Origin of the sequence: Pseudomonas sp. S34 (assembly GCF_009866745.1) — a bacterium.
Taxonomy (GTDB): Bacteria; Pseudomonadota; Gammaproteobacteria; order Pseudomonadales; family Pseudomonadaceae; genus Aquipseudomonas; species Aquipseudomonas jessenii.
Window position 1 is genome coordinate 4640677 of record NZ_CP019398.1, and the last position, 11762, is coordinate 4652438.

Here is an 11762-nt window from a genome sequence, read left to right on the forward strand (position 1 = left end):
CTTTTGATTGTGATTGTAAGACCGGCAGGAGTCTCAACGGAACGTGCCAGGCGCCTTGAACAACAGCGGTTGAGGCCTGGCGGGACGACTTAACAGACTATCACTGGTAAACAACTGCGGGCGTTCAATCACATACCCTTGAGCGTAATCCACCCCGATCTCCAGCAATGCCTGCTCGATCTGGGGTGTTTCGACAAACTCGGCAATCGTGCGCTTACCCATCACATGGCCAATGTGATTGATCACTTCGACCATGGCGCGGTTAATCGGGTCGTCCAGCATATCCTTTACGAAACTCCCGTCGATCTTCAGGAAGTCTACAGGCAAATGTTTCAGGTACGCGAATGAGGACATTCCGGCGCAAAAGTCATCCAGCGAAAAATGGCAGCCTAAGCCTTTGAGTTCATTAATGAATCGAATTGCGCTGCCAAGATTTGAAATGGCACTGGTTTCAGTAATTTCAAAACAAATCATTTCAGGCGGAATCGAATACGTCACAAACTGTTCGCGCAAGAAGTCCAGAAACGCCTCATCCCCGATCGTCGTGCCTGACAGATTGATCGCACACATGGCCAGCGGTCCGTGGCCTTGCTCGGCCCGGCATTGGGCGATGATCTTGAACACGTTTTGCACCACCCAACGATCAAGCGAGCTCATCAGGCCATAGCGTTCAGCTGCCGGAATGAAACTGTCGGGCAAGATCATCCGCCCGGCTTCATCATGTAATCGCAGCAGGATTTCAATGTGCCCGCCGTCCTGATCGACATGACCCAAGGGGGCAATTTCCTGGGCGTACAGGCAGAAGCGGTCCTCCTCCAGCGCCATGTGCAAACGCTGCACCCAGGCCATCTCGCCGAAGCGCAGGGACAATTCCGAGTCATCCGGATGATAGACCTGGACCCGGTTCCGCCCCTTTTCCTTGGCCATGTAGCACGCCATGTCGGCAGCACGTAGCGAGGCTTCGAGCGTCGTCGGGTTCTGCGCGACATGGACCAGCCCGATACTGACAGTGGTCACGAAAGGCCGGCCTTTCCAGACAAAATGCAGATTCTGCACCGTCTGGCGCAGGCTTTCGGCAATTTTCTCCGCCGCTTCCGGTGCGCAGTTTTCCAGCAGGATGCCGAACTCGTCGCCGCCAAGGCGCGCCAGGGTGTCGCCTTCGCGCAGCCCCGATTGCAACAGCGCGCAGATGTGCCGCAGCAGTTCGTCCCCCGCCGCGTGGCCGCAGGTGTCGTTGACCAGCTTGAACTGGTCCAGATCGAGGAACATCAGGGCATGGCGACCCGAATGGCGGGTCAGGTTGTGCAGCGCCTGTTCCAGGCGATATTCGAACTCGCGACGGTTGGCAAGGCCGGTCAAGGCATCGTGGGTCGCCTGCCACGACAGATTGGCGATGTACTGCCGCTCCTGGGTCATGTCATGCAGCACCAGCACCGTCCCGCTGACTTTTCCGGCATTGCGGATGGGCGCGCCCACCAGCGTGACCGACACCGTGCTGCCGTCCAGGCGTTGAATCAACTTGGAGTGTTCACTGCCGCCACTGAGCTGGCCGCTCAGAATATGCTCGATCAGGGTGAAACCATCGGTTTGGGCATTTTCGTCCAACAGGTTGAACAGCGCCGCCAGCGGCAATCCCGTCGCCTGCTCGGCCTTCCAGTGGGTCATCGCCTCGGCCGCCGGATTCATGTAGGCGATTGCACCGGAAACATCCGTGGTGATCACCCCATCACCAATTGATTGCAGGGTGATCTGCGCCCGTTCTTTTTCCAGTTGCAGCGCATCGGCGAACGCATGGCGCTGCTTGAGCAGTTTATGGGTGCGCATCAGCGCCAGCGCAATCAATCCAAGAGCAGTGGCGAGGTTAGTCAGCAGCAGCAAACGAAGAATAACCCGCGAACCTTCACCCAAGGCATCGCTGAACGCCTTTGCCGCCGGCGTCACGCCGTCGTTGATGGCGAAAATCTGCTCCTTCCAGCGCTGTACATCCGTACCGGAGGCCGGGCCGGCAGTGATGTGCTGATGCATGTCCCGCGCAACGTCATCGAGCTGGACCAGATAGGCATCCCCCACGGTCCAAAGGTTGATGGCTTTTTCGAGGTAACTGAAGTGACGAAAGTTGAGGTACAGCCAGATCAGGCTGGAAACGTCTTCCGGGTGGTTGCCACCCTTGAGAATCGCCACACGTGCCGCCTCGATATTCGGCGGTTGATGATCCAGCGCCACGCGCAACTCATGCCCGCCCTGAGGCACGGAAATAGCGTGCTGGTATTTACAAAAAATCGCTTCGTCGGCGCTGTCGGCGTAGAGATTGAGATAATAGATGGCGTCTTTCTGCCCCTTGGACCACAGGCTTTCGCCGGCAACATAGCCGCGAACCGCCGACAGCACGTAAAGGCTAACGCCGCCCAACAAGGCTTGAAACACCACAACGGCGATAAAGGGCCAGACGATGCCCAACAACCGTGGCGTTCCGAGAGTCCGCGTTTGATTCATGAGGTCCCTTGTATTGGCACTGCTTGCTCGTCTTCCGGACGAATTCGCTACCGCAAGACTAGGGGGCGATCCCGCTTCCGGCAAGCCAGACACGGTACAACATGCACTACATATGTACCGCATCCGCAGTGAACAAAACTTTGAGACTGACGACTCTCATCCATTGAAGAGTCGCTTTCCCATGCAAACTGCAACTGCTGCGCCCACCCCGGCTCAACGGCATGCCGGCCAACAGGCCGAGTACGAGGCAATACTGACCGCGTTACAAGCCGTAAAGACGAGAAACTCCGAGCTGCGTGGATTCTACCTGTCCCCCTGTGCAGACTCGCCCCTGACACTTGAGTACGAGCGCACGAAAACGCTTTTGCGCGCGTTCTTCGAAGATACCAGTGACAACGCCTTGTCTGTGCATCTTCGACCACTTAAAGGACTCCTGACGGAAGTCAGTGGTATCGGCGATCAGTGTGTATTTTTGACGAGCCACAATGATGGCACCGTCGATACACAAACGATCAAGGATGTAACAAAGTCCACTGGCGAGATTCGCGCCTTTCAGCGAGCGCTTGTGGGCATAGGTGGATACATACGCAGCGACAGGGTGTTGCCCCTGCCGCAGGTCCTGAAATATTACGGTCTCGCATTGCCTGCTGAACAAAACTCAGACGCCCTGACCCGACTGATTGAAGAGGTGGAGGAAAAACGCGCCATTCACCGATTGAACCTTGAACAGGGACTGCAGATCAGTGAACTGATAGAGCAGCACGATCACATCTTGGTGCTCAACGTCGTCAGCGAAATCGTCACAAATGAAGCCAGCTCCGTCATCGACACCCTGGCCAAAGAAGTCACACCACCGATGACACCACAGCAACTGGCCAGCCAACCCACCGCCTGCCTTGGGCGCTTGCTCGACACTCCAAAAGCACGCGACCTGGCCCAACGCCTGCTGGAAACACTCAATTGGTACGGCAGTAGTTCCGATGAAAAAACAGTGCCGGATATCAGCGCAAAACTGCTGCTGGAAGCGTTGCGACTCTGGTACCACCTAACGCTTACCGATGCGCCACACAACATTGCCGGCTACCAATTGCAGCATCGCGCCAACCACGGCAAAAGCTACGTCGATATTCTCAAGCACTTCCGGCAACACCTGGAGGACTCACTTTATGCGACAACGCCGACCGAAACAGCGTTGTTGGGCAGGCTCTGTCAAGCCGGGTTTCCAGTCGAATTCCAGGTGCGCGACATTCCTCACGACTTGCCCTATGCCACGTCTATCGTCTGGGTCAATTTCGTTCACGGCGCCCATCTCGCTCATGCCCTGGACCCGACCTTGCTGCAACGACTGACCTTCCAGCAAATCACCGATCTGCCGTTGAAAAAAAGCCAGAACGCCAGCGACGCCTTGCTCCAGTTGATCGCCCTGACGCGTGTTCCAGCGGCGTTGACCTGGGCGCAAGCGACCGGTGCAGTGGAACCGAGCGCGCAAACTGGCGATATTCAGGAAAGCAGACTGAAAGCCTTGCAAGCGCTGGAGGACCACAAGGCGCAGTTGAACGAGGCCATTGTCCAACTCGATGTCTCCCCCCAAAAACGGTTAATGCTGGCGGAACAACAGCTGAAACTGGCATTGGCCACCGGCACTAGCCTGGACCCTCTGAGCATCCGCGTGATGGGCGACCTGTATCGGGCGGGCAAGCGCGTTAAGCGCATCCTCCTGGATGGCCCCGACGGGCCGCAGAAAACCTGGCCCTTGCTGGAGGTATACGCCTCGGGCGGCTTGAGCGCTGATAGCAAGTGGTACATCAGTGACGACGGCAAGACCGCGAGGAATTGGATCAGACTATCCTCTGACCGCATGTTTGAATCGGGCACGGTAGATCCCGATGATCGCCTTAGGATTTTCTATTCAACCAACCACCCCCTGCCTGATATTGACGCTCTATTCGACGAGCAATTCAAAAGCTACCTCGCCAAATCAAAAGCAGCCTACGAAGTCCTGATCAAAAGCCTGCTGGTCAGACTGCCGTGGGCCGATCGCAAAGCACTGGAGCATGGTGACGTCAGGGTACTCGGCCTCAGGGATGAAACCGGGCGCAAGGCCGAAGAAGAAACTGCAGCACACACCCTGCCGCTCAGGGCACGCATGGGTTTTGTGCTGCAAGCCACCTACGGGAACGCCGTGCGCTTCTACGAGTGCCTGCCCCGTGCCGGAGTCATAAGACCGCGCACCGATGTGACGACAGCCCACGTCGGTGGCGTCCGTGCCAATCATTATTACGTCAACCGCCTTGTCGAGGAGGACTATGCCTTCTATGTCGGCATACGCGCACACCGCCTGCCATTCGACCGGGACGCCCATACAAGCGGCACGCCGCCGAAATCAGGAGCCACCTGTCTCGCGATTCTTGATCCACTCGGCGACGCCCTCCCCCCTACTCGGATTCCGCCAGCACATCACGACACTTACCCCAACCTCACGCTGACATCCCCTCGCACGCGGCAAATCGCGTCCTTCATCGCTACACACCTGCTTTATCTGGATGAAAAGGAGGTGCGTCGCGAGGCCTGGGGAGTGACACAATACGAACGCCATCTCGACGAAAAACACTGGCTTCACAACCTCAAGGGATTCGTACCATTCTGGGGCAGCATCGAAGACCTTCAATCGGACAAATTCGGTGATCGCGTTCTCGGCGCAATCGGCCTGGTGCTCGATATCGTGTCATTTGCAGTTCCCTTGGGTAAGTTCGCCGCAGGAAGCATCAGGCTGGCCGCACGAGCTGGCGGAGTGGGGATTCGCTCGACATTGCCGCGAATGGTGCGGCTGTCCGGCAAACTGTTGACTTCGAGCTTGAAGAACCTCAACCCCCTGGACGGCTCAGTGGATCTGCTGCGACTCGTTGGCAGGGGCGTAAAAGGCGCCGGACGTGCAGTCGTCTTCCTGGAAAGACGGGCGATGTTCCAACTAAAAAAGCTCGCCGGTAAAGCCGATAGCTATGACTTTGTCAGCAGCCTGCCTCAGGCCACCGAACCGGGACGCTGGAAACCGCTGATGGATGCCGACCAACTGGGCATTGTCAATGGCATCGAAGATGTACCGGTACGAAAGATCGACGGCCACCATTACCTGGTTGACCCGCTGTCCACCCGCCCCTATGGACCTCGACTCACTCCGCAGAACCATGAACTTTCACTCGGCCGCTCAAGCTACGACACCGTGAAGAAAACCGACGAGCTGGTTTTCTTTGAACTCCCGGAACAGGCGCAAGTTCGCTACCAGTTCGACATTGATGGGCGCACGACAGTCTTCATCGACGACGTCCCCTACCGCCTGGACGGCGAAGAACTGCGCCGCGTCGAGATGATCGATGACAGCAGCGCATTGACGTTAGTCCCCTGCCGGCCACGCCGCGCGCCAAACAACGGCAGCGAATGCCTCAACAGTTTTGTGACAGGGACACCCGCCCCGACACCCGAGGTCGGCTCGTTCGACGAAACCAAAGGTTACGCACCGTGGTTTGGCGACAGGGTGTCCGAAGCGGTTAGCCGGCCAGGTCATGACGGTCAGTTTGTAACCCATGAGGGCAATCTTTATCAGATCATCGACAACATCCCGACGCTGTACACAGGTGACATCACCAAACTCGGCTTTGCCAGGAAGTGGCTGGTGCCCCGCCGCGAGATGCCGGGCACTCTGATGTTCCGCAAAGGCATTTATGGCCGTATCGAGGTCAAGGGGGTTTACGAGGGCGCCGAGGACCCGCACCGGATCGGGGCCATTCTGGTGCCGGCCATCGATGAATCGAGTACTTATGTCTTCAGCCGAATCAATACCGACAAGTTCTACGTTGCGACAGTACCCAAGGGACAAAGTCTGAGCGAGCCGCTGACATTGAAACGCTTGTTGAAAGCTGACATGGCCGAAGGCACCTTGGGTGCGGAACTGCTAACGGTGTACACCGGGTCATTGAGCGCCAACAACATTGCGCGCATCCACAACAAAGAAGCTCTTGAGCTCGCGATGAAAACCATGGACGAGATCGCCATTCCGATCGGAACGGCCCCTAACCCACCGGGCAACATGAAATTCCTGAAGGTCGACACCAGTCCCGGAGAAGCACTGATGTTCGATCATTCAACCCGAATGATCGTCACTCGACTGCCTGAAGGCGCCACGACATGGAGTAGGAGCAAGGACGCTCCGGAGGACTTGCGTCAAAGCACCGCCAATATTTTCGATACGCTGTTCATGGAGCCGACGATTGACGCCAGCAAGGCCAACAGCGCGCTGAGGATCAACCAGACCATGCAGAAGCTGCACCAGTTGACCCCCAGGCACCAACGCCCCTTCAATCCGAGAAACATTGCCTACGCCGATGTCATGACCAGCAGTGGGCAGAGGGAAATCTACGTCAGCGTTTCCGGTTCGCAGCAAGCAACCGGTCAGTTGCCGCTGTTCAAACAGCATCTTGGAGCGGATTCAGTTCCGGTCGGTGGATCGACCTACTTCAATATCGACATGAATCAGAGCTTTCCCTACACCTCTCTCGATGTGACCGCTGAAGGCAAGTTGCTGGCCGTGCCGACGACCATCAAGGATATCGGCACCTACAAGCCAGCGCAGTCGATAAAACCGACGTCACTGGACAGCGAAAGCAAGTTGATCCACGTGATTCGGGAGAAATACCCCGACCCCAAGGCGATCAAGTCCGTCAATATCGCCACGACGATGCCCCCATGCGAATCGTGCTCGATCGTGATGAAAAATTTTGGTTACGACGGCGGGGAAAACGCGCTCCAGGTGCTGTGGAGTTAAACCTACAACCGCTGCAAATGCCCATAAAGCTTGGCGTACAAACCACCATCGGCAATCAGCTGCTGGTGGTCGCCATCTTCGGCAATTTGCCCGCCGTCGAACACCAGCACACGGTCGGCCTGCTTCACGGCCGACAAGCGGTGGGCAATGATCAACGTGGTGCGATTGCTCAGAAACCGCGCCAGGGCCTGGTGCAGGTTGTATTCGGTGGCGGCATCCAGCGCAGAGGTGGCTTCGTCCAGAATTACCACCTTGGGTTCGGCCAGCACCATCCGCGCAATGGCCAGGCGTTGGCGCTGCCCGCCGGACAAACGCACGCCGGAGCGCCCGACGATGCTGTCCAGGCCATTGGGCAAATCCCGGACCGTGTTGTGCAGTTGGGCGATTTCCAGCGCCTGCCAGCAGACCTCGTCACTGCGCTCGCGGCCCATGGTCAGGTTGGCCCGGATGGTATCGTTGAACAGCGCCGGATGTTGCAGGACCACGGCGACATTTTCCCGCACGGTCTCCAGGCCGATCTCTTGCTGGGTCGAACCACCGAAACGAATGGTGCCGGCCAAGGGCGTGTACAGGCCCAGCAGGAGTTGCACCAATGTGCTCTTGCCGCCGCCGCTGGCACCGACGATCGCGACTTTTTCGCCGGGAGCGATGGAGAGATTCATCTGGCTCAGCACCAGTTCGTCACCGTAGCCGAAGCTCAATCCCTGAACCTCGATCCCGACGGTTTCGCGACCGATGAACGGGTCGACTCCACCCGGGTATTCGGGTTCGTCGGCACGGGACAACAGCTCGTTGATCCGCGACAGCGCACCGCCGGCAGCGTAGTAGGCGTATTGCAGGTTCAGCAGTTGTTCCACCGGACCGATCATGAACCACAGGTAGCTGAACACCGCGAGCATCTGGCCGATTGAAAGGTCGGAAAACAGCACGGTGAGCATCGCCGCGGCCCGGAAAATATCGATGCCGAACTGGAACAGCAAACCGCTGGCCCGGTTCGAGGCATCGGTTTTCCATTGCGAATTCACCGCGTAGTCGCGCACGTCCCGGGCGCGATGCCCCAGGCGACCGAGGAAGAACCCCTGGCGGTTGCCGGCGCGAACTTCCTGGATGGCATCCAGCGTTTCGGTCAGCGCCTGGGTAAAGCGCGAAGTGCTGTCGTTCTCGAGTTTCTTCAGGTGCTTGACCCGCTTGCCCAACTGCACCGTGGCATAGATCACCAGCGGGTTGAACAGCAGAATCAGCAAGGCCAGTTTCCAGTGCATCCACATCAGAATGCCCGCCGTGCCGACCAGGGTCAGCATGGCCACGAGGAAACGGCTGAGGGTTTCACCGACGAATTTGTCCAGTGTGTCCAGGTCGGTGACCAGATGCGTGGTCACCGTGCCGCTGCCCAGGCTTTCGTACTCACCCAGCGAAATACGCTTGAGCCGTTCGATCAGCCGTATGCGAATGCGGTAGACGATGTCCTTGGCCAACCCGGCGAACAATTTCGCCTGCACCACGTTGAACAGCAACGCCGTACACCGCAGGGTCAAGGTCACCAGCAGCATCAGGCCAATGTAGCCCGCGGCCTTCTGCCAGCCTTCAGGCAGCGCGTGGTTCATGATCTTCAGCGCGGCATCACCGTGCCCCAGCAACACCTCGTCCACCAGCAACGGCAGGAGCAAGGGAATCGGCACGCTGCACAAGGTCGCCAGCACGGCTACGCCGTTGGCGATCCACAGGGATTTCTTGTGATGCAGGGCCAGGCGGCGGATTTCCGCCCAGCTCAGACGGTCGACACGTTTAGCGGGTGCGACATCATCAGGCAGGTCATGCACAGGCAGCACGCTCCAGCCAGCGGCCGAGCAGCGGGGACAACTCGCTCAACGACTGATAGCCATTGGTCAACAACGCCAGTTGGCCGTTACGCTCGGCCAGCAGGGTGGGGAAACCGGCAATGCCCAGGTCCTGGACCCAGGTGAAATCGGCTTCAGTCGCAGTGTGCATGTCAGCACGGTCGAAAGCGGCGGCGAACTCGATGCGCGGCACGCCGGCCTGCTCGGCCAGTTCCACCAGCACGCTGGCGCGGGTGACGTCCCGACCTTCGACATAAAACGCATGCTGAATCAGCCCGAGCAGCTTCCAGGCACAATCCGGCGCCAGTCCGCGCGCCGTCACCAGTGCCCGGCAGGCAGGCTCGGTGTCGTAGACAAAGCCATCGGGTAACGCGCCCTCAAACTTGAAGGGCTGGCCGGTGGCCTCGGTGACCGCCTGCCAGTGTTCAAGAATGTAGCGTCGGGTGGTCGGCTCCAGCGCCGCACCGCTACCGGTGCGCAAACCACCCACGATCAAGTGCACATCCACACCCGCGGCTTGCGCCTGCTCGACCAGTGACTTGGCCACGGGGGCAAACCCCCAGCACCAGGAACACATCGGGTCCATCACATAGAGCAGGCGCGCAGACATGGTTCAGGCCTCGGAAGATGCTTGCTTGTAGTTGAAGCCGATCGGGTGAGGCTGGTTACGAGCCTTGGCCAGTTCGATCTGCTTCTGCCGGTCGATCGCGCTGCGACGGGTCTTCTCACTCAGCTTATCCCAGCAATGCGGGCAACTGATGCCGGCCACGTAATGCTCGGACGCGCGGTCTTCCACACTCACCGGTGTGCGGCAGGCATGACATTGATCGTAGTCGCCCTCGCTCAGGTCGTGACGAACGGTTACGCGGTTGTCGAACACGAAGCAATCGCCCTGCCACTTGGTTTCTTCCTGCGGCACCTCTTCGAGGTACTTCAGGATGCCACCCTTGAGGTGAAAGACCTCACCGTAGCCCTCGCTGAGCATGTAGCTCGAGGCCTTCTCGCAGCGGATGCCGCCAGTGCAGAACATCGCGACCTTCTTGTGCACGGCCGGGTCGAAGTTGGCTTTGATGTAATCGGGAAATTCGCGAAAACTGGTGGTTTTCGGGTCGATGGCGCCTTCGAAGGTACCGATCGAGACTTCGTAGTCGTTACGGGTGTCGATCAACAGTACTTCCGGGTCGCTGATCAGCGCATTCCAGTCCTGCGGATCGACGTAGGTGCCGACCTTTTTGTTCGGGTCCACGCCTTCCACGCCGAGGGTGACGATTTCTTTCTTGAGTTTGACCTTGGTGCGGTAGAACGGCTGCTCGTCGCAGTACGACTCTTTATGGTCGATGTCGTCCATGCGCGGGTCGTTCTTGAGCCAGGCCATCAGCCCGTCGATGCCTTCGCGGCTGCCGGACACGGTGCCGTTGATGCCTTCTTCGGCAATCAGCAGGGTGCCTTTGATGCCGTTGTCGACCATCGCTTGCAGCAGGGGCTCGCGCAGGGCGACGTAATCTTCCAGGGTGACGAACTTATACAGTGCCGCCACGACAATCTGTTGTGTCATGGGTAAATCTCCAGGTGGCTACCCTCGTAAGGGGTGAACCGGATGCGAAAAAAAACGCGCCGGGTTAGCGGCGCGTTGGGCATTCTAACAAAAAACCGGAGTTTAGTGCTTGCTGCCACCGGCACAGGTCGGCGAGGCCGGAGCTGCGTCAATCTGTGCCCACTCTTCTGGCGTGTAGGTATGCAGCGCCAACGCATGGAACTCTCCCATCAGCTCGCCGAGCGTACCGTAGACCTTCTGGTGGCGCTTGACCCGGTTCAGGCCTTCAAACTGCGTACTGACGACCACAGCCTTGAAATGGGTTTGCAGCCCACGGCTGTGCATGTGGCTTTCATCCAGCACTTGCAGATGCTCGGGCTGAAGCAGGCCCAGCGTCGATTCGATGCGTTGTTGCATGGTCATACCGAACTCCGCTTAAGGCTTTTTCTTGGCTGGCGCGGCTGCGTCTTTCGGCGTCAGCTCGGCGGTCATGTCAGCCAGCAGCTTGTTGACCACAGGCACCGCGCTTTCCAGCTTGGCCTGGGTCATCTGGGCCGATTGCTGGGTCAGCTGAGGCATTTTTTCCAGGACTTTCTTGCCCAGTGGCGACTGGTAGAACGCAACCAGGTCCTTGAGCTCGGATTCGGTGAAGTTGGTGGTGTAGAGCTTGACCATGTCCGGTTTCAGCTTGTTCCAGCCAATGGCCTGGTCCAGAGCGGCGTTGGCCTTGGCCTGGTAGGTTTCCAGCACGGCCTTTTTCGACTCAGGGGCTTTGGTCTGTTCGAAACGCTGGGCAAACATCTGCTGTACTTGCATGTACACAGGGGTGCCCAGTTTGTCAGCGTGCGCCATGGTCAGGAAAGCCTCGGCACTGGCGTTATGGCTGGCGGTGTCGGCAAGAACCTGGCCGCTGGCGCAGACCAAAGCAACGGCGGTACAGATGGCACGAAGACGAGTCATCGAGTTTCCTTTTTTAGCTGGCGAGGTAAGACCCCAAGGGCGTCCATTCTGCGCCTAAAAAAGTGTGTCGCTCAACCCCAAGCCTTGTCGCACTTGATTTAGAGGGGTTGAATGGTCA

General features: G+C 58.3%; 7 protein-coding genes. 1 reads left to right on the forward strand and 6 read right to left on the reverse strand.

Annotated features, from left to right (window positions below):
- Nucleotides 1-33: 33 nt before the first annotated feature.
- Nucleotides 34-2493: an EAL domain-containing protein gene (locus tag PspS34_RS20605; protein ID WP_159390328.1), complete on the reverse strand. Its 2460-nt coding sequence runs from the start codon at nucleotides 2491-2493 to the stop codon at nucleotides 34-36.
- Nucleotides 2494-2674: 181 nt separating this feature from the next.
- On the opposite strand from PspS34_RS20605, the gene PspS34_RS20610 reads away from it, so the two are divergent.
- Nucleotides 2675-7312: a hypothetical protein gene (locus PspS34_RS20610; RefSeq protein ID WP_224790412.1), complete on the forward strand. Its 4638-nt coding sequence runs from the start codon at nucleotides 2675-2677 to the stop codon at nucleotides 7310-7312.
- A gap of 2 nt (nucleotides 7313-7314) precedes the next feature.
- Here the strand turns inward: PspS34_RS20610 and PspS34_RS20615 are convergent, their stop codons facing one another.
- From PspS34_RS20615 to PspS34_RS20635, 5 genes are all read right to left on the reverse strand, one after another.
- On the reverse strand, nucleotides 7315-9132 hold the full coding sequence (locus PspS34_RS20615) for an ABC transporter ATP-binding protein (protein ID WP_154910853.1): 1818 nt from the start codon (nucleotides 9130-9132) through the stop codon (nucleotides 7315-7317).
- Nucleotides 9125-9760, reverse strand: coding sequence for a DsbA family protein (locus PspS34_RS20620; RefSeq protein WP_159390329.1), 636 nt, complete (start codon nucleotides 9758-9760; stop codon nucleotides 9125-9127). The genes PspS34_RS20615 and PspS34_RS20620 overlap by 8 nt, the downstream gene beginning before the upstream one ends.
- Nucleotides 9761-9763: 3 nt before the next feature.
- Complete coding sequence (locus PspS34_RS20625; RefSeq protein ID WP_090457157.1) at nucleotides 9764-10705, reverse strand: rhodanese-related sulfurtransferase; 942 nt, start codon at nucleotides 10703-10705, stop codon at nucleotides 9764-9766.
- Nucleotides 10706-10807: 102 nt separating this feature from the next.
- Entirely contained in the window at nucleotides 10808-11107 is a 300-nt protein-coding gene (locus tag PspS34_RS20630) for a BolA family protein (RefSeq protein WP_090457159.1), read from the reverse strand.
- A gap of 12 nt (nucleotides 11108-11119) precedes the next feature.
- On the reverse strand, nucleotides 11120-11644 hold the full coding sequence (locus tag PspS34_RS20635) for a DUF2059 domain-containing protein (RefSeq protein ID WP_007997268.1): 525 nt from the start codon (nucleotides 11642-11644) through the stop codon (nucleotides 11120-11122).
- Nucleotides 11645-11762 lie beyond the last annotated feature (118 nt).

Coding starts and splice junctions, on each gene's coding strand:
- PspS34_RS20630 (WP_090457159.1), bottom strand. CDS start 11,107: ATGACCATGCAACAACGCATCGAATCGACGCTGGGCCTGCTTCAGCCC.
- PspS34_RS20605 (WP_159390328.1), bottom strand. CDS start 2,493: ATGAATCAAACGCGGACTCTCGGAACGCCACGGTTGTTGGGCATCGTC.
- PspS34_RS20610 (WP_224790412.1), top strand. CDS start 2,675: ATGCAAACTGCAACTGCTGCGCCCACCCCGGCTCAACGGCATGCCGGC.
- PspS34_RS20620 (WP_159390329.1), bottom strand. CDS start 9,760: ATGTCTGCGCGCCTGCTCTATGTGATGGACCCGATGTGTTCCTGGTGC.
- PspS34_RS20635 (WP_007997268.1), bottom strand. CDS start 11,644: ATGACTCGTCTTCGTGCCATCTGTACCGCCGTTGCTTTGGTCTGCGCC.
- PspS34_RS20625 (WP_090457157.1), bottom strand. CDS start 10,705: ATGACACAACAGATTGTCGTGGCGGCACTGTATAAGTTCGTCACCCTG.